This is a genomic window from Cellulomonas sp. Marseille-Q8402, from assembly GCF_965119525.1.
Genome location: NZ_CBCPLX010000001.1, coordinates 117,063 through 135,098, shown reverse-complemented (window position 1 = coordinate 135,098; position 18,036 = coordinate 117,063). Strand labels below are relative to the sequence as shown.

Here is an 18,036-nt window from a genome sequence, read left to right as displayed (position 1 = left end):
GGAGGGGCGGCCGTCGGCGCGTGCTGGCGGGTCAGAACCCGGTGCCCGTGACCTCCGGGTAGTACCGGCGGAACTTGCGCACCTGGTTCACCGCCGCGGCGAGCGCGTACCACCGCCGCCGCGGGCCGGCGTCCCGCGCGTACCGGAGCGGGTGCGCCACCCGCCTCGCCCGGATGAGCCCCCGGACCCGCCCGGCCAGCGCCGGGTCCAGCACGTACTTCAGCAGCAGGCGGTGCGGGAGGATCGAGTACAGCACCTCGGTGTCCACCACGACCGGCTCGACGGCGTGGCCGAGTACCCGGTCCTCCACGAGGAACCGGGCGACGTTCGCCCCGGCGGCGGTCACGTAGTAGTTGTTCCGCCCGATCCGCGGGTTGACCTCGAAGAACCGGAACGACCCGTCGCGCGGGTCGACCTTCACGTCGAAGTTGGCGAACCCGACGTACCCGACACCGCGCAGGAACGTCCGCGCCTGGTCGAGCATGGCGTCCTCGCGGGTCACGACCATCGCGGCCGGGTTGCCCAGGCCGGACGGGGTGTGCTCCTCGAGCAGCACGTGCGCCGAGCACAGCAGGGTGATCTCCCCGCGGCTGTCCACGTACGCGGTGATCGACCGCATCTGGGTGTCGTCGCCCGGGACCAGCTCCTGGACGACGAACCGCCCGCGGTAGCCGGCGGCCCGCAGCGAGGCCCACAGGGCGTCGAGCTCGTCGGCGGAGCCGATCTCGAAGACCTTCTTCTTCCCCGGGAACGACACCTCCTGGTAGTCGGCGCTGCTGGCCGCCTTGGCGATCAGCGGGTAGCCGACGTCCACCGGCACCGGCGACCACGCGGGGTCGTCGGCGAGCGCGAAGTCCTGGACGATCGTGCGCGGCACGGCGATGCCGAGGTCGGTGGCGATCTCCGCGAAGGTCGCCTTGTCCGACAGCCGGTCCATCAGCTCCTCGCCGAGGAACGGCACCACGTAGTGCGGCTCGAGCTCGTCGCGGTGCTGCACGACCACCCGGACCAGCCAGTCGGAGTTCGCCAGCAGCACCAGCCGCCGGCCGGCCTGCTCGCGGGCGACCCGCAGCAGCGCGTCGACCAGCTGACGCGGGTCGTGGCCGTCGGCCACCAGGACGTTGTCCAGGATCGCCGAGTGCGCGACCGGCCCGAGGGCCGCCCCGCTCACGACGACCGACCGCACGCCGTACTGCTCGTGGAACGCCCGGGCGAGCGCGTACACGCCGATGTCGGCCCCGAGGATGACGGGCTGCAGGCCCGGGACCTCGGCGGCCGTCGTCCCAGCGCTCACGCGGGCTGCTCGGTGCGGTCGCCGGACCAGTCGGTGTGGAACGTGCCGTCGCGGTCGGTGCGGCGGTACGTGTGCGCGCCGAAGAAGTCCCGCTGCGCCTGGATCAGCGCGGCCGGGAGCCGCTCGGCGCGGACGCCGTCGTAGTACGACAGCGAGGACGAGAACGCGGGGGTCGGCACGCCGGCGAGGGCGGCCTGGGCCACGACCCGGCGCCACGCCTGGACGCCGTTGCCCACGGCGCCGGTGAAGTACTCGTCGGCCAGCAGCAGCGGCAGGTGGGCGTCGCGCTCGTAGGCCTCGGTGATCCGGTTGAGGAACCGGGCGCGGATGATGCAGCCGCCGCGCCAGATGCGGGCCATGGCGCCGCGGTCGATGTCCCAGCCGTTCTCCGCCGACGCCGCCGCGATCTGGTCGAAGCCCTGCGAGTACGCGACGACCTTCGAGGCGTACAGCGCCAGGCGCACGTCCTCGATGAAGGCGTCGCGGTCGACGACCTCGAACGGCCCGGCGTGCGCGGGCAGCGTGCCCAGCGCGGCGGTGCGCTGCGGGACCGAGCCGGACAGGGCGCGCGCGAACGTGGCCTCCGCGATGCCGGTGATCGGCACGCCCAGGTCGAGGCCGTTCTGCACGGTCCAGCGGCCGGTGCCCTTCTGCTCCGCCTGGTCCAGCACCACGTCCACGAACGCCCGGCCGGTCGCCGCGTCGACCTGCGAGAGCACCTCGGCGGTGATCTCGATGAGGAACGACTCGAGGTCGCCCTCGTTCCACGTGCGGAAGATGTCCGCGATCTCCGCGGCGCTCGCGCCCAGGCCCTGCTTGAGCAGGTCGTACGCCTCGGCGATCAGCTGCATGTCGGCGTACTCGATGCCGTTGTGCACCATCTTGACGAAGTGCCCGGCGCCGTCGGGGCCGACGTAGGTGCAGCACGGGGTGCCGTCGACCTTGGCCGAGATGTCCTCGAGGATCGGGCCGAGCACCTCGTAGGACTCGCGGGAGCCGCCGGGCATGATCGACGGGCCGTTCAGGGCGCCCTCCTCGCCGCCGGAGACGCCGGTGCCGACGAAGTGCAGGCCGCGGGCCCGGAGCGCGGCCTCGCGGCGCCGGGTGTCCGGGAAGTGCGCGTTGCCCGCGTCGATGACGATGTCGCCCTCGTCGAGCAGGGGCACCAGCTCGTCGATCACGGCGTCGGTCGGGCCGCCCGCCTTGACCATCACGATGATCTTCCGGGGCCGCTCCAGCGAGGCCACGAACTCCTCCGTCGAGGCCGACGGCACGAACGTGCCCTCGTCGCCGTGGTCGGCGACCAGCGACTCGGTGCGGGCGTTCGAGCGGTTGTGCACCGCGACGGTGTAGCCGTGCCGGGCGAGGTTGCGGGCCAGGTTGCGGCCCATGACGGCCAGGCCGGTCACACCGATCTGTGCGGCGGGTGCAGACATGCGCGGGTGCTCCTTCGAAGGCGGTGCCAGGGCGTCCTCACCCTAGTCCGCGGGGTCGGCCACCGGCGTGCCGCGCCCGCTGCGCGGGCGGTCCGCCCCTACGCTCGGCCTCGTGAGCACCGGCCCCCGAGACGCGCCACCGGAGTTCCTGCGCGCGCTGCGGTCGCTGCGGGGCGTCACGCTGCGCCCGGAGGTCTCCCTGGAGGAGGCGCCCGGCCCCACCCGGATCGCGCCCTACACCGCCGCCCTGGTGGCGGAGGTGCGCAGCAGCCGCCGCGACCCCGAGGCCGACGAGCTCGCCTCCGGCCGGTTCGTCGTCCTGCACGACCCCGCCGGCCAGGAGGCCTGGGACGGCGCGTTCCGGCTCGTGACCCTGGTGCGGGCGACGCTCGAGCCCGAGGTCGGCCAGGACCCGCTGCTCGCCGAGGTCGCGTGGAGCTGGTTCTCGGACGCGCTCGCGACCGCCGACGTCGACGTCCGCGCGGCCGGCGGGACCGTCACCCGCGTGCTGTCGCAGTCGTTCGGCGCCCTGGACGAGCGCCCGGAGCTCTGCGAGCTCGAGCTGCGCGCGTCCTGGACGGCGCGTGACGAGGACCTGGCCCCGCACCTGCGCGCCTGGGGCGTGCTGCTGTGCACCGTCGCAGGCCTGCCGCCCCTCCCCGAGGGGGTCGTCGCGCTCGGACCGCACCACTAGCGGGCACCAGCACCCGTGACAGCCCGGTCACGGCGGGGTCACGATGTCACCCGATGTGCTCAAGACAACGGGGTGGCGGGCCGATAGAGGGGTCAAGATCGTGGACCGTCGAGGGGGCACCGCAGTGAGCATCGAGCCGATCCGTCGAGGCCCCGGCCTCGCGCCGGGCACCCAGGCCGCCGCGGCAGCCGGCGCCCGCGCCGCCACGCTCGCCCCGCAGGGGCGCCGACCCCTCGGCACCGCCGCGGGCACGGGCACCCAGACCGACCCGCGCCGCCGCCCGCTCGGCCAGATGTGCGTCGTGGTCACCGAGCTCGCCGAGGGCGACGGCCAGACCCTGGTGCGCAACCTGCGACGCCGCGGCTCCGGCCGCGTGATCCTGCTCGCCCGCCGTGCGGGCCGCCGCGACCTGGTCGGCCTGCTGACCGGCGGCCTGCGGGGCGCGGTCGCCACCGAGCCGAACGCGACGGTCGGCCCGCCCGGGTCCGCCCCCGGCGCCGTGCCCTCCCCGTTCGCCCGGGCGCGCCCCGACCTCACGTCCCGGGAGCTCAGCGTCCTGCGCCTGGTCGCGGACGGCTGCAGCAACCGCGCGATCGGCGAGGAGCTCGGGCTGTCCGCCCTGACGGTCAAGAGCCACCTGGCCCGGATCTCCCGCAAGCTCGGCACGGGTGACCGCGCCGCCCTGGTCGCCATCTCGATCCGCACGGGCCTCCTGGCCTGAGCCGGCTGCTCCCGGCCGGCACCGGCGTCCCTGCGCGGCGTGCCGGCCGGGCCCCGCCGACGGCCTACGGTTGTCCCATGCAGTCTGTCCCGCACCCGGCCGGCACCCCGGCCGACGACGACCCCGCCCTGGCCGGCGCCGACCTCACCGAGCCGGCCGCCGCCCCCGCCGGCGACCTGGACGGCGCCCACGGCGTCGACGCCGCCCCGGCACCGGTGATCATCCCGCTGACCGAGCCCGCCGAGGGCGTGCCCGCCGTCGTCGACACCCCCGAGGCGTTCGCCCGGGTCGTCGAGGCGTTCGGCGCCGGCACCGGCCCCGTGGCCGTCGACGCCGAACGCGCGTCCGGCTACCGGTACGGCCAGCACAACTACCTGGTGCAGGTGCGGCGCGAGGGCGCCGGCACCGCCCTGATCGACCCGGCCGCGCTGCCCGACCTGTCCGCGCTGTCCGACGCCCTGGTCGGCGTCGAGTGGGTGCTGCACGCCGCGTCGCAGGACCTGCCCGCGCTCGCGGAGCAGGGCATGCGGCCCAGCCGGGTGTTCGACACCGAGCTCGGCGCCCGGCTGCTCGGCCTGGAGCGGGTCGGCCTGGCCGCCGTCGTCGCCGAGCTGCTCGGCCTCGGCCTGGCCAAGGAGCACTCGGCCGTCGACTGGTCGACGCGCCCCCTGCCCGAGCAGTGGCTGCGGTACGCGGCGCTCGACGTCGAGGTGCTGGTCGAGCTGCGCGAGGTGCTCGCCGAGCGCCTGGCCCTCGCCGGCAAGGCGCAGTGGGCCGCCGAGGAGTTCGAGGCCGTGCGGCTCGCGCCGCCGCCCGCCCCGCGCGTCGAGGCCTGGCGCCGGGTGTCCGGCGTGCACGCCATCCGCGACCCGCGGCGGCTCGCCGTCGTGCGCTCGCTGTGGGAGACCCGCGACGAGAACGCCCGCCAGCGCGACATCTCGCCGGGCCGGGTGCTGCCCGACGCCGCCATCGTCGCCGCCGCGCAGGCGCTGCCCCGCTCGGTGCCGGCGCTCGTCGCGCTGCCCGCGTTCTCCGGCAAGGGCACCCGCCGGCGCGCCGCGCTGTGGCAGCGGGCGATCGACGAGGGGCTCGCGCTCCCGGACGACCAGCTGCCGAGCAGCCGCGGACCCCGCACCGACGGCCCGCCGCCGCCGCGCGCCTGGGCCGACCGCGACCCCGCCGCCAACGAGCGGCTCCTCGCGGCGCGCGCCGTCGTCGCCGACCTCTCCGCGACCCACCAGGTGCCCGCCGAGAACCTGCTGCAGCCCGACCTGCTGCGCCGGGTCTGCTGGTCGCCGCCGGCGCCCGCCGACGAGCAGCACCTCGCCGAGCGCCTCGCGGCCGGCGGCGCCCGGCCCTGGCAGATCGCGCTGATCGCGCCGCGGCTCGCGGAGGCGTTCGCGGCGCAGGGCGCACCCGCCTGACCTGCGGCGCGCCGTCCTGACCGGCGGCGCGCCGGGGGTCCGCCTCTCCGCGACAGCGCGGGCGGGCGCGGCTAGGGTCGCGGTGTTCCGTCGGACACCGCAGTCCAGCCCGAACCCGGAGAGCGCATGCGCCACGTCGGCACCACCGAGCAGTCCTCGTCGTCCGCCCCCCGCCCCGGGCCGTCCGCCCTCCCGGCGGAGCCCGACCCGCACGTGCTGCGGGTCGACGCCCGGGACGTCACGCTGCCCGACGACGGCGGTGTGCTCGCCGTCCTCACGCTCACCGCCACAGACCCGAGCCGGCCCACGACGCTCGGGCCCCGCGGGCTCGCGGTGCTGCACGACGCGCTCGTCGCGCTGCGTGCCCGCGCGGAGGCCGGGGAGATCGCCGCGGTCGCGGTGACCGGCCGTCCCGGGTGCTTCGTCGCCGGCGCGGACCTGACCGTCGCGCGGGGCCTGCAGGACCTGGCCCGGACCCGCGCGCTGGCGGAGGCCGGCCACGCCGCGCTGCGGCTGCTCGGCGAGCTGCCCGTCCCGACGTTCGCCTGGCTGACCGGGCACGCGCTCGGCGGCGGCCTGGAGCTCGCGCTGCACTGCGACCACCGCGTCGCCGCCGCCGGGATCCGGTCCCTCGGGCTGCCCGAGGCGTCGCTCGGCATCGTCCCCGGCTGGGGCGGGTGCTGGCTGCTCCCCCGGCTGGTCGGCCTGCCCGCCGCCGTCGACCTCGCCGTGCTGCGGCCTCTGGCAGGCAACCGCCTCACCTCCGCGGAGCAGGCGCTGGAGCTCGGCCTCGTGGACGCCGTGCTGCCCGTCGAGGGGTTCGAGCAGTCGGCGCTGGCGTGGACCGCCGGCCTGCTGCGCGCCGGCTCTCCGGACCGCCGCGACGCCGCCGTCCCGCCCGTGCCCGAGGGCGATCCCGACCCGGTGGCGCACGCCGCCGCCACCCTGGACGCCCGGCTGCACGGGGCCGCTCCCGCCTACGCGCACGTGCTCGACCTGCTGGCCCGCGCCGGCACGCGGGACCGCGAGGCCGGCTTCCGCGCCGAGGACGTCGCGCTCGCCGAGCTGCTGATGTCGGACCAGGCGCGCGCCGCCCTGTACGCCGCCGAGCTCACCGGCCGGGGCGCCCGCCGGGCCGCCCGGTCCGACACCGGGGCCGAGCCCCGCCCGGTGCGCCGGGTCGGGATCGTCGGCGCCGGGCTCATGGCCGCGCAGCTGGCCGTGCTGCTCGGCACCCGCCTGGACGTGCCCGTCACGATGCGCGAGGTGGACGAGGAGCGGGCCGCCGCGGGCCGGGACCGGGTGCGGGACCTGGCGGAGCAGGCCGTCGCCCGGGGGAAGCTCCCGGAGGACGCCGCCCGCCGCCTGGTGGACCGGGTGCGGGTCGGCACCGACCTGGCCGAGCTCGCCGACGCCGACCTCGTCGTCGAGGCCGTGACCGAGGTGCTGGACGTGAAGCGAGCCGTGTTCGCGGAGCTGGAGGGCCTGGTCCGGCCCGACTGCGTGCTCGCCACGAACACGTCCGCCCTGTCGGTCACCGCGATGGCCGACGGCCTGACGCACCCGGAGCGGGTCGTGGGCCTGCACTTCTTCAACCCGGTCGCGCAGATGCCGCTGGTCGAGGTCGTCGCCACGCCGTCGTCCGACGACGCCGCGCTCGCCACGGCCGTGGACGTCGCCCGGCGCGCCGGCAAGACCGTGGTCCGCACCACCGACCGCCCCGGCTTCGTCGTGAACCGGGTGCTGCTGCGGATGCTCGCCGACGTGCTCGGCGCGGTCGAGGACGGCATCCCCGTGCCGGTCGCCGACACCGCCCTGCGGCCGCTCGGGCTGCCGATGAGCCCGTTCGCGCTGCTGCAGCTGGTCGGGCTGCCGGTCGCCCGGCACGTGCTGGTCACGCTGCACGACGAGCTCGGCGACCGGTACCCCCGCTCGCCGGGGCTGGACCGCCTGGTCGACGACGGCCGGACGGTGGCCCGGCGCGGTGCCGGGGGCCTCGCGGAGGTGGACCCGGCGATCCAGGACGCGTTCGGCGCGGCCGCCGCCCCGGGGTCCCGCACCGAGCAGGAGGCGGCCGTGCGGGAGCGCGTGGCCCGCGGCCTCGCCGAGGAGATCGGGCTGCTGCTCGACGAGGGCGTCGTGCCCTCGGCGGAGCAGGTGGACCTGGCGATGCTGCTCGGCGCCGGGTGGCCGGCGCACCTCGGCGGGATCTGCCCCTACCTGGACCGGGAGGGCTGGTCGGAGCGGGTGCTCGGCCGGCGGCTGCTGCCGCCCGGCGTGGCGGACGCGGGGTCGGCGGCCTAGAACACCGTCAGACCGCGGTCGCGGAACTGCTGCCGCACCCGGGCGACGAGCTCGGGGCTCGGCGGCTGCGTGCCGGTGAGCTCGTACGGCATGCCGAGCGCGCGCCACTTGTCCTGCCCCATCTGGTGGAACGGGAGCACCTCGACGCGGCTCACGGTCGGCAGGGTGGCGACGTAGCCGGCGACGGCGTCGACGTTCTCCTCGGCGTCGGTCAGCCCGGGGACCAGCACGAACCGGACCCAGATCTCGGTGCCGCTCGCGGCGACGCGGCGGCCGAAGTCGAGCGTCGGCTGCAGGTCCCGGCCGGTGGTCCGCCGGTACGTCTCGGGGATGCCGGACTTCACGTCGAGCAGCACTAGGTCGACGTCCTCGAGCATCGCGTCGGTGCAGTGCGCGCCGAGGTAGCCGGACGTGTCGATCGCGGTGTGCACGCCGAGCTCCTTCGCGCCGCGCAGGAGGCGCGCCACGAACGCCGGCTGCATGAGCGGCTCGCCGCCGGAGACGGTGAGGCCGCCGCCGGTCGCGCCGAACACGCCGCGGTACCGCTCGACCCGCCGGAGCAGCTCCGTCACCAGGACGGGCTCGCCGCGGCGCATCTCCATGGTGTCGGGGTTGTGGCAGTACAGGCAGCGCAGCGGGCAGCCCGACAGGAAGGTGGTCAGCCGGGTGCCGGGGCCGTCGACCGCGGTGACGAGCTCCCACGAGTGCAGCGACCCGAGCTCCCCGGCGCGCATCTGCGCGAACCTCTCGCTGCGGTCCGCGTCGCTGATCTCGAGCCCCGCGGTGCCGGAGGTGGAGCGGTGGTGCGACCCGCCGGTGACGGGGATGCCCAGCTCGATCACCGGGGCGCCCTCCTGCGGGCCGGGGACGGACCCGGGCGCCTCGTGCTCGACGGTGCTGGTCATCGGGACCTCCTCCGGGTTGCCGCTGCAGGTGGGTCGGGTGGTGGGGGGCGGGTGCCCGCCGGGGCTGCTCCCCCGGCGGGCACCCCCGGGTCTCAGACCCCGCCGTGGAACGTCCGGGACAGCACGTCGAGCTGCTGCTCGCGCGTGAGCCGGACGAAGTTCACGGCGTAGCCGGAGACCCGGATGGTGAGCTGCGGGTACTTCTCGGGGTGCTCCATGGCGTCCTCGAGGGTGTCCCGGTTCAGCACGTTGACGTTGAGGTGGTACCCGGACGACACGTTGTACGCGTCCATCAGGCCCACCAGGTTCGCCACCTGCTCCTCCTTGGTGCGGCCGAGGCCCGAGGGCACGACCGTCGAGGTGAGCGAGATGCCGTCCATCGCCTCGGAGTACGGCAGCTTCGCGACCGACATCGCGGAGGCGAGCATGCCGTGCGAGTCCCGCCCGTTCATCGGGTTGGCGCCCGGGGCGAAGGGCTCGCCGGCGCGGCGGCCGTCGGGAGTGTTGCCCGTGGCCTTGCCGTAGACGACGTTCGACGTGATGGTCAGCACCGACTGCGTGTGCAGCGCGTCCCGGTACGTCTTGTGCTGGCGGATCTTCGCCATGAACGACTTCACGATCTCCACCGCGATGTCGTCCGCGCGGTCGTCGTCGTTGCCGTAGGCCGGGAAGTCGCCCTCGATCACGTAGTCCGTGACGAGGCCGTCCTCGTCGCGCACCGGGTGCACCGTGGCGTACCTGATCGCGGACAGGGAGTCGGCGACGACGGACAGGCCGGCGATGCCGCACGCCATGGTGCGCAGGATGGTGCGGTCGTGCAGCGCCATCTCGAGCCGCTCGTACGCGTACTTGTCGTGCATGTAGTGCACGCAGTTGAGGGCGTCGACGTAGGTCTCGGCCAGCCAGTCGAGCAGCGTGTCGTACTTGGCCGCGACGTCGTCGTAGTCGAGCACGTCGCCGACGACGGGTGCGCTGACCGGCGCGACCTGCTTGCCAGTGATCTCGTCGCGGCCGCCGTTGATCGCGTAGAGCAGGGCCTTGGCGATGTTCACGCGGGCGCCGAAGAACTGCATCTGCTTGCCGACCCGCATCGGGGACACGCAGCACGCGATGGCCGCGTCGTCGCCCCACGAGGTGCGGATCAGGTCGTCCGACTCGTACTGGATCGCGGAGGTGTCGATGGACACCTGCGCGCAGAACTTCTTGAAGCCCTCCGGCAGCCGGTTGCTCCACAGCACGGTGAGGTTCGGCTCCGGGGCCGGGCCGACGTTGTACAGGGTCTGCAGGAACCGGAACGACGTCTTGGACACCAGCGGCCGGCCGTCCTCGCCGATGCCGCCGATCGACTCGGTGACCCACGTCGGGTCGCCCGAGAACAGGTTGTCGTACTCCGTGGTGCGCAGGAACCGCACGATGCGCAGCTTGATCACGAAGTCGTCGATGAGCTCCTGCGCGAACCGCTCGTCGATCGCACCCGAGGCGAGGTCACGCTGGATGAACACGTCGAGGAACGTCGAGGTGCGGCCCAGCGACATCGCCGCGCCGTTCTGCTCCTTGACCGCGCCGAGGAACGCGAAGTACAGCCACTGGACCGCCTCGTGGGCGGTGGTCGCCGGCCGGGAGATGTCGAAGCCGTACGAGGCGGCCATCCGCTTGAGCTCCTGCAGGGCGCGGATCTGCTCCGCGTTCTCCTCGCGGTCCCGGATGACGTCCTCGACGGACGGCTCCATGTCGAGCTCGTGGCGCTCCAGGCGCTTGGCCTCGATCAGGGCGTCGACGCCGTACAGCGCGACGCGGCGGTAGTCGCCGATGATCCGGCCGCGGCCGTAGGCGTCCGGCAGGCCGGTGATGATGTGCGACGAGCGCGCGGCGCGCACGTTCGGGGGGTACACGTCGAAGACGCCGTCGTTGTGCGTCTTGCGGTAGGTCGTGAAGGTCTTCGCGACCTCGGGGTCCACGTCGTAGCCGTAGGTCTCGAGCGACTTCTCGACCATGCGCCAGCCGCCGTTGGGGAACATGGCGCGCTTGAGCGGGGCGTCGGTCTGCAGGCCGACGATCAGCTCGTTGGCCTGGTCGATGTAGCCGGCGCCGTGCGACACGATCGTCGACGGGGTGTGGTTGTCGATGTCGTAGACGCCCTTGGCCCGCTCCGCCGGGAACATCGCGGACAGCTTCGCCCAGATGCCCGTGGTGCGCTCCGTCGGCCCGGCGAGGAACGCGGCGTCGCCGGTGTACGGCGTGTAGTTGCGCTGGATGAAGTCGCGGACGTCGATGCCGTCGCACCAGGGTCCGGCGACGAATCCGTCCCAGGCACCCGCGGTGGCGTCGGTGCCGGTCTGAGGTACTGCGGTGGTGGACATGTGTGGGGCTCCCTCGCTGAGTGCGTCGTACTCGTGACGCTATTCACGAGGTCATGGGATGTCTTGGGACCTCCGTCCCGGGGGCGCGCTGACCGGCGGGGACGCGACGGTGACGCCGCTCACGTCGCCCGGGAACGGCGTCGCGCCGGGCACCGCGAGGTCGTCAGACGTGGCCGAGGTCGTCACTCGTGCCTGACGACCTCGGCGGGTTGTGACGACCTCGAGGCGGCGGGAGCGGGCGGCGGGAGCCGGGCGTGGTCAGGCGCGCGGGGCCCTGCGGGTCAGGCGCGGGGGGTCAGGGCCGCGAGGACGTCGGCGGCGATGTCCTGCGGGGTGAGGCGCAGGGTGGTGAGCAGCTCGTCGCGGGTGGCGTGCTCGAGGAACCGGCGCGGCACGCCGAACGCCTGGACGGGCGTGCCGATGCCGGCGTCGCGGGCGCGCAGCGCGAGGGCCGAGCCGATGCCGCCCTCGCGGACGCCGTCCTCGATCGTGACGACGCGGTCGTGCTCCCCCGCGAGCTTGACCAGGGCGGCGGGCACGGGCAGCACCCAGCGCGGGTCGGCGACGGTGACGCGCAGGCCGTGCGCCGCGAGCAGCTCGCCGAGCGCGAGGCCGGTGCGGGCCATCGAGCCGAAGCCGCAGACCAGCACCGAGGGCCGGTCCGGCGCACCGTGCCGGGCCAGGACGTCCACCCCGTCGACGTCGTCCACGGCGGGCAGCGGCTCGGTCAGCGCGCCCTTGGGGTAGCGCACCACCGTCGGGGCGTCGTCGACGTCCACCGCCGCGCGCAGCGCCGACCTCAGCGTGTCCTCGTCGCGGGGCGCCGCGAGCCGCAGGCCCGGCACGAGCCCGAGCATCGCGAGGTCCCACATGCCGTTGTGGCTCGCCCCGTCGTCACCGGTCAGCCCGGCGCGGTCCAGCACGAACGTCACGCCGGCGCGGTGCAGGCCGACGTCCATCAGCACCTGGTCGAACGCCCGGTTCAGGAACGTCGCGTACACGGCGACCACCGGGTGCAGGCCCGCGAACGCCATGCCCGCCGCGGTCGTGACGGCGTGCTGCTCGGCGATGCCGACGTCGAACGTCCGGTCCGGGAACTCCTGCGCGAACGGGGCGAGCCCGACCGGGTTGAGCATGGCCGCGGTCAGGGCCACGACGTCCGGTCGGCGCCGGCCGATCCGGACGATCTCGTCGGCGAACACCCCGGTCCAGCCGAACCGGGACGGCGCCACGGGCAGGCCGGTCTCGGGGTGGATCTGCCCGACGGCGTGGAACCGGTCGGCGACGTCCTGCTCGGCCGGGCTGTACCCGCGGCCCTTCTCGGTGATGACGTGCACGATCACCGGCCCGCCGAACGCCCGGGCCCGCTGCAGGGCGAACTCGACAGCGGCGGCGTCGTGGCCGTCGACGGGCCCGACGTACTTGAGTCCGAGGTCCTCGAACATGCCCTGCGGGGCGACGACGTCCTTGATCCCCTTCTTCAGCCCGTGCAGCGCGTCGTACGCGACCCGGCCGGGCGGGCCGGAGCGCTGCAGCGCCTGCTTGCCCCAGGACAGCACGGTCTCGTAGCCCCGGGTGGTGCGCAGGGCGTCGAGGTGCAGCGCCAGCCCGCCGATCGTCGGCGCGTAGGACCGGCCGTTGTCGTTCACCACGACGACCAGGCGCCGGTCGGCGCCGTCGGCGATGTTGTTCAGCGCCTCCCAGGCCATGCCGCCGGTGAGCGCGCCGTCGCCGACCACGGCCACGACGTGCCGGTCGGAGCGGCGCGCCAGGGCGTTGGCCCGCGCGATGCCGTCGGCCCAGGACAGCGCGGTGGACGCGTGCGAGTTCTCGACGACGTCGTGCTCGGACTCCGCACGGCTCGGGTAGCCGGACAGCCCGCCGCGGCGGCGCAGCCGGGCGAAGTCCTGCCGCCCGGTCAGCAGCTTGTGCACGTACGCCTGGTGCCCCGTGTCGAAGACGAGGGTGTCCCGCGGCGAGTCGAACACGCGGTGCAGCGCCAGGGTGAGCTCGACGACCCCGAGGTTCGGCCCCAGGTGCCCGCCCGTGCGGGAGACACGGTCGACGAGGTACTCGCGGATCTCGCCGGCCAGCGCCCGCACCTGCCGGGGCGACAGCGCCCGGACGTCCCGGGGAGAGCCGATGGTCTCCAGCAGCCCCATGTCCTCACCGCCCGTCGCCGTCGTGCGCGCGGCCCGCGCACGAGGCCCCCACCCTATGGGGCGACCTCGCCGCGGGCCCGCCCGCACGCGGGTGCGGCACGGGATCACCCCGCGACGTGCACCGCCACGTCGGCCTCCGCGGTGGCCGAGGCGCGGCCGTCGGCGTGCACCTGCACCTCGAGCGGCAGCCCGGCGAGCCGCAGCCCGCGCACGCGGACCGCACCCAGCGGCGCGGGCGCGGGGGGTGCGACGTCCAGCCGCCCGCCCGGGACGTCGGGACGCAGGCCGAGCGCCGCGCCGAGCACGGACACCGCCGCCGCCGCGGACCACGCCTGCGGCCGGCACGCCGCCGGGTACGGCACCACGCGCGGCACGGAGCCCCGGGCGTCGCCGCCGTACAGCTCGGGCAGCCGGTCGTCGAAGTCCTGCGCGGCCGCGAGCAGGCCCTCGGCCAGCGCCGCCGCCTCGCGGGCGTGCCCCGCGCGGGCCAGGCCCTGCACGACGATCGCCGTGTCGTGCGGCCACACCGCGCCGCCGTGGTAGCGCAGCGGCCAGTAGCCGGCGGACCCGGCCGACATCGTCCGCAGCCCGTAGCCGGAGTCCATGTCGGGCCCGACCAGGCGCGCGGCGACGGTCGCCTCCTCCTCGGCGGACAGCAGGCCGGTGCCGAGCAGGTGGCCGATGTTCGAGGTCACGGTGTCGACGACGCGCTTGTCGGCGTCCAGCGCGATGCCGGGGTAGGCGCCGCGCTCGTCGGAGGTCCAGAACGACGACCGGAACCGCTCGGCCAGCGCCGCCGCCCACGCGCGCCACCGGTCACCGCCCGGGCGGCCGAACGCGTCGAGCAGCGCCGCGCCGGCGACGGCGGCCTCGTGCGCGTAGCCCTGCACCTCGGCGAGCGCGATCGGCCCGGCGGCCAACTCGCCCGTCCGCCACTGCACGGAGTCGCCGGAGTCCTTCCAGCCCTGGTTCGCCAGGCCCGTGCCGGTCTCGTCGGCGTACTCGAGGAACCCGTCGCCGTCGGAGTCGCCGTGGTCGGACATCCAGGTCAGCGCGCGGTCCATCGCGGGCAGCAGGGCCTCGACCTCGGCGGCGGGCATGCCCCAGCGCCAGGCGTCGTGCAGCAGGCAGACCCACAGCGGGGTGGCGTCGACGGTCCCGTAGTAGACGGGCGGCAGCACCGTGCCCTCGCCGGGCATGGAGAGCTCGGCGCGGCGGACCTCGTGCAGGATCTTGCCGGGCTGCTCGGCCGTCGCGGGGTCCGTGGTCGTGCCCTGCAGCGCGGCGAGCGTGCGCAGCGTCCCGGCCGCGAGCTCCGTGCCGAGCGGCAGCAGCATCCGCGCGGCCCAGATCGAGTCCCGGCCGAACAGGGTGAAGAACCACGGCGCGCCGGCGGCCAGGAACACGTCGTCCGGCGCGAACCGCGCGCTGAGCCGCAGGGTGCCGAGGTCGGCGAGAGCCTGGTCCAGCAGGGCGGGCAGCCGGCGGTCGGCGGCCTCGACCCGGGGCGGGGCCCACTCGGGCTCGGCCCGGCGCGGTGCGGTGACGACGCCGCCCGCGTCGGTGACGGCCAGCGACCACGTCCGGACCTGCGGGTCCCCCGTGACGGCCCGCACGTCCCACGCGAGGTGCACGGTGCCGTCCGGGTCGACCGCGACCTCGGCGCCGGGCGCCTGGAGGTGCACGGCCACGTCGGCGTCCGCCTGCCACCGCGCGCCGCCGTCGACGGCCTCCGGCGCCGGCGCGGCGTCGACGGCGGCGCCGGACTTGATCCGGTCCATCGGCGTGCCGTCCGTGCGCAGCGCGACCTCGAGCCGGGCCGTGACGGGGTCGGCCGTCGAGCAGGTCAGCGTGAGCGCCTCGGTGACCGCGCCCGGGGCGACGGTGCGCAGGCGTTCGAGCCGGGCGGTGGGATCGGCACCCGGGCCGTCGACCGAGCGGGCGAGCAGCACCGTGCGGGCCCGGCCGGGGCCGTCCGCGCCCGACGCGACGGCCTCCGGCACGACGCCGCCCACGGTCAGCCGGGCGCCCGCGAGCACCCGGACGTCCCCGTGGTACACGCCCTGGGCGCCGCGGCCGTCGGCGAGGGCGATCTGCCCGTCGGGGCCGGACCACGCCTGGGTCGGGGCGGCCACCGCCACCAGCAGGTCGTGCAGCAGGGGCTGGAGCTCCATGGGTACCTCGTCGTCGGTCGGTGCGGTCGGGCGGGTGCGGGGGGCGAGCGGTGCGGGACTGCCCCCGAGACCGGATCGTGACCCGGGGCAGACTCCCCCCGGCTTGACAGCCCGGGAGGCGCTGGCAACTCTAGGGCTCATCGTTTGAGCGTTCCAATCGCCACTTGGAACGATCATATGCACCGATCCGAGCCGAAGGGGCCCCATGGAGAGCACCGCGAGGCCGACGCTCGAGAGCGTCGCCCAGCGCGCCGGCGTGTCCCGGCAGACGGTGTCGAACGTCCTGAACGCGCCCCACCTGGTCCGCGCCGAGACCACGGACCGCGTGCGCAGCGCGATCGACGATCTCGGCTACCGCCCCTCCTCCGCCGCCCGCCAGCTCCGCACGGGGCGGTCCCGCGTGCTCGGTCTGAGGCTGGAGCCGGTGCACGACGGGATCAACGGCGCGGTGCTGGACCGGTTCCTGCACGCGCTCACCGAGAGCGCGCAGACCCGCGGCTACCGGGTGATGCTGTTCACCGCTCCCGACGACGAGCGCGAGATCGACGGGTACAGCGAGCTGCTCGACACGGCGGACCTCGACGCGTTCGTGCTGACCAGCACGCACCGCGACGACGCCCGCACTGCGTGGCTCGCTGAGCGGGACGTCCCGTTCGTGACGTTCGGCCGGCCCTGGGGGCGCACGGACGGCGGGACGCAGCACCCCTGGGTCGACGTCGACGGCGCGGCCGGCACCCACGCGGCCGTCACGCACCTGCGCCGGCTCGGCCACGAGCGCATCGCCTACCTGGGCTGGCCCGACGGCTCCGACGTCGGCGAGGACCGCGCGTCCGGCTGGCTGTCGGCGATGGTCGACGCCGGGCACGATGCCGCGCTGCTGCGCCGCCTGCACGCCCGCGTGCCCGACGGGGTCGCCGCCGGCGCCCAGGCGACCGAGCGCGTGCTCGCCGACACCGCGCCGACCGCCGTCGTGTGCGCCTCCGACTCGCTCGCGCTCGGCGCGCTCACGGTGGCCCGGAGCCACGGCACGCACCTCGCGGTGGTCGGCTTCGACGACACCCCCGTCGCCGCGGCCGTCGGCCTCACCTCGGTCGCCCAGCCGCTGACCGAGGCGGCGCACCGCTCGCTCGACCTGCTGCTCGACCAGCTCGACGGCACCGGCGGCACCCGCAGCCGCGAGGTGCTGCTCGCCCCCCACCTGGTCGAGCGCACGTCCAGCCGCACCCCCTGACCCGTCCGACCCACCCCCGCGCACGACCCGCACCACCCTCGAAGGAGAGACCCCCATGCACACCATCCCCACGCGAGGACGGCGCCTGCTGGCGTCCACCGCCGCCGGCGCCGCCGGCCTCCTCGCCCTGACCGCCTGCGGCGGCTCCGGCTTCGACGACGAGGGCGGCGACGACGCCGCGGCCTCCGGGGGCGGCGGCTCGCTCAGCATCCTCATCGGGTCGTCCGGCGACGCCGAGACCGACGCCGTCGAGGCGGCCGTCGCCGCCTGGTCCGAGGAGTCGGGCGTCGACGCCACCGTGCAGGTGGCCTCCGACCTCACGCAGGAGGTCAGCCAGGGCTTCGCGTCCGGCGACCCGGCGGACGTGTTCTACGTCAGCGCCGACCAGTTCCAGACCTACGCGTCCAACGGCTCCCTGCACCCGTACGGCACTGAGCTCGACGCGGCGGACGACTTCTACCCGAGCCTGGTCGACCAGTTCACCTACGACGGCGAGCTGGTGTGCGCCCCCAAGGACTTCTCGACGCTGGGCCTGGTCATCAACACCGCCGCGTGGGAGGCCGCGGGGCTCACCGACGCCGACGTGCCCACCACCTGGGAGCAGCTGACGGACGTCGCCGGCACGCTCACCACCGACGGGCAGGTCGGCCTCGCGTTCTCCGGCGAGTACGCCCGGGTCGGCGCGTTCCTCGCCCAGGCCGGCGGGACCATGACGAACGAGGACGGCACCGAGGCGACCGTCGACTCCCCCGAGAACCTCGAGGGCCTGACCTACGTCCAGCAGATGCTCGCGTCCGGCAGCGCCGCCTACGCCACCGACCTCGGCACGGGCTGGGGCGGCGAGGCGTTCGGCACCGGTGCCGCGGCGATGACCATCGAGGGCAACTGGATCACCGGCGCCATGGAGAACGACTACCCGGACGTCGCGTACCGGGTCGCCGAGCTGCCCGCGGGCCCGGCCGGCCAGGGCACGCTGCAGTTCACCAACTGCTGGGGCGTCGCCGCCGACTCCGACAACCAGGAGGACGCCGTCGACCTGGTCGCGTACCTGACCTCGACCGACCAGCAGCTCGCGTTCTCCGAGGCGTTCGGCGTCATGCCGTCCGTCCGGTCGGCCGCCGACGGCTGGAAGGAGCTGTTCCCGGAGATGACGGCGTTCATCGACTCCGCGGACTACGCGCAGAACGTGGTCAACGCCCGCGGCGCGGCCGACGTGATCACCGACTTCAACGCCCAGCTCGAGGGCCTGAAGACCGGCGACCCGGCCGCCGTCCTGGCCTCGGTGCAGACCAACCTGCAGGCCGTCCTCGACGAGAACGCGTCCTGACGAG

Annotated in this window: 12 protein-coding genes; 6 read left to right on the top strand and 6 right to left on the bottom strand. The window is 75.3% G+C overall.

Translation table 11 applies throughout. The features are described from left to right. Nucleotides 1–31: 31 nt before the first annotated feature. Together ACWPWW_RS00615 and gndA are read right to left on the bottom strand one after the other, a co-directional pair. Nucleotides 32–1,294, bottom strand: coding sequence for a carboxylate--amine ligase (locus tag ACWPWW_RS00615; RefSeq protein ID WP_454048416.1), 1,263 nt, complete (start codon nucleotides 1,292–1,294; stop codon nucleotides 32–34). After that, a complete protein-coding gene (gene gndA / locus ACWPWW_RS00610; protein WP_454048415.1) occupies nucleotides 1,291–2,730 on the bottom strand; it encodes an NADP-dependent phosphogluconate dehydrogenase in 1,440 nt (479 codons plus the stop codon). Before gndA ends, ACWPWW_RS00615 begins: the two co-directional genes overlap by 4 nt. A gap of 112 nt (nucleotides 2,731–2,842) precedes the next feature. Between gndA and ACWPWW_RS00605 the strand changes: the two genes are divergently transcribed. From ACWPWW_RS00605 to ACWPWW_RS00590, 4 genes are all read left to right on the top strand, one after another. After that, nucleotides 2,843–3,424 (top strand): DUF3000 domain-containing protein, encoded by a 582-nt coding sequence (locus ACWPWW_RS00605; RefSeq protein WP_454048414.1) that lies wholly within the window; start codon nucleotides 2,843–2,845, stop codon nucleotides 3,422–3,424. Between the two features lie 124 nt (nucleotides 3,425–3,548). After that, the gene (locus tag ACWPWW_RS00600) at nucleotides 3,549–4,145 is read left to right on the top strand and encodes a response regulator transcription factor (RefSeq protein ID WP_454048413.1); all 597 of its coding nucleotides are present in this window, start codon (nucleotides 3,549–3,551) and stop codon (nucleotides 4,143–4,145) included. A gap of 77 nt (nucleotides 4,146–4,222) precedes the next feature. Next, nucleotides 4,223–5,569 carry an HRDC domain-containing protein gene (locus ACWPWW_RS00595; RefSeq protein ID WP_454048412.1) on the top strand — a complete coding sequence of 449 codons (1,347 nt, stop codon included), beginning with the start codon at nucleotides 4,223–4,225 and terminating at the stop codon, nucleotides 5,567–5,569. A 126-nt stretch (nucleotides 5,570–5,695) separates the two neighbouring features. Next, nucleotides 5,696–7,873: a 3-hydroxyacyl-CoA dehydrogenase NAD-binding domain-containing protein gene (locus ACWPWW_RS00590; RefSeq protein ID WP_454048411.1), complete on the top strand. Its 2,178-nt coding sequence runs from the start codon at nucleotides 5,696–5,698 to the stop codon at nucleotides 7,871–7,873. Here the strand turns inward: ACWPWW_RS00590 and pflA are convergent. The 4 genes from pflA to ACWPWW_RS00570 all read right to left on the bottom strand — a co-directional run bounded on the left by pflA (nucleotide 7,870) and on the right by ACWPWW_RS00570 (nucleotide 15,474). Further along, complete coding sequence (pflA, locus tag ACWPWW_RS00585; protein WP_454048410.1) at nucleotides 7,870–8,778, bottom strand: pyruvate formate-lyase-activating protein; 909 nt, start codon at nucleotides 8,776–8,778, stop codon at nucleotides 7,870–7,872. The genes ACWPWW_RS00590 and pflA overlap by 4 nt on opposite strands. A 92-nt stretch (nucleotides 8,779–8,870) precedes the next feature. Then, nucleotides 8,871–11,138, bottom strand: a complete 2,268-nt coding sequence (gene pflB / locus ACWPWW_RS00580; RefSeq protein ID WP_454048409.1) for a formate C-acetyltransferase — start codon at nucleotides 11,136–11,138, stop codon at nucleotides 8,871–8,873. A 281-nt stretch (nucleotides 11,139–11,419) separates the two neighbouring features. Then, the gene (dxs, locus tag ACWPWW_RS00575) at nucleotides 11,420–13,300 is read right to left on the bottom strand and encodes a 1-deoxy-D-xylulose-5-phosphate synthase (protein WP_454048408.1); all 1,881 of its coding nucleotides are present in this window, start codon (nucleotides 13,298–13,300) and stop codon (nucleotides 11,420–11,422) included. Between the two features lie 104 nt (nucleotides 13,301–13,404). After that, nucleotides 13,405–15,474, bottom strand: coding sequence for a glycogen debranching N-terminal domain-containing protein (locus ACWPWW_RS00570; RefSeq protein WP_454048407.1), 2,070 nt, complete (start codon nucleotides 15,472–15,474; stop codon nucleotides 13,405–13,407). A 205-nt stretch (nucleotides 15,475–15,679) separates the two neighbouring features. Here ACWPWW_RS00570 and ACWPWW_RS00565 point away from each other — a divergent pair, with 205 nt between their 5' ends. Both ACWPWW_RS00565 and ACWPWW_RS00560 read left to right on the top strand, forming a co-directional pair. Continuing rightward, nucleotides 15,680–16,705 carry a LacI family DNA-binding transcriptional regulator gene (locus ACWPWW_RS00565; RefSeq protein WP_454048406.1) on the top strand — a complete coding sequence of 342 codons (1,026 nt, stop codon included), beginning with the start codon at nucleotides 15,680–15,682 and terminating at the stop codon, nucleotides 16,703–16,705. Nucleotides 16,706–16,760: 55 nt separating this feature from the next. Beyond that, entirely contained in the window at nucleotides 16,761–18,032 is a 1,272-nt protein-coding gene (locus tag ACWPWW_RS00560) for a sugar ABC transporter substrate-binding protein (protein WP_454048405.1), read from the top strand. Nucleotides 18,033–18,036: the final 4 nt, after the last annotated feature.

Coding starts and splice junctions, on each gene's coding strand:
- gndA (WP_454048415.1), bottom strand. CDS start 2,730: ATGTCTGCACCCGCCGCACAGATCGGTGTGACCGGCCTGGCCGTCATG.
- ACWPWW_RS00595 (WP_454048412.1), top strand. CDS start 4,223: ATGCAGTCTGTCCCGCACCCGGCCGGCACCCCGGCCGACGACGACCCC.
- ACWPWW_RS00590 (WP_454048411.1), top strand. CDS start 5,696: ATGCGCCACGTCGGCACCACCGAGCAGTCCTCGTCGTCCGCCCCCCGC.
- pflA (WP_454048410.1), bottom strand. CDS start 8,778: ATGACCAGCACCGTCGAGCACGAGGCGCCCGGGTCCGTCCCCGGCCCG.
- pflB (WP_454048409.1), bottom strand. CDS start 11,138: ATGTCCACCACCGCAGTACCTCAGACCGGCACCGACGCCACCGCGGGT.
- dxs (WP_454048408.1), bottom strand. CDS start 13,300: ATGGGGCTGCTGGAGACCATCGGCTCTCCCCGGGACGTCCGGGCGCTG.
- ACWPWW_RS00570 (WP_454048407.1), bottom strand. CDS start 15,474: ATGGAGCTCCAGCCCCTGCTGCACGACCTGCTGGTGGCGGTGGCCGCC.
- ACWPWW_RS00565 (WP_454048406.1), top strand. CDS start 15,680: ATGGAGAGCACCGCGAGGCCGACGCTCGAGAGCGTCGCCCAGCGCGCC.
- ACWPWW_RS00560 (WP_454048405.1), top strand. CDS start 16,761: ATGCACACCATCCCCACGCGAGGACGGCGCCTGCTGGCGTCCACCGCC.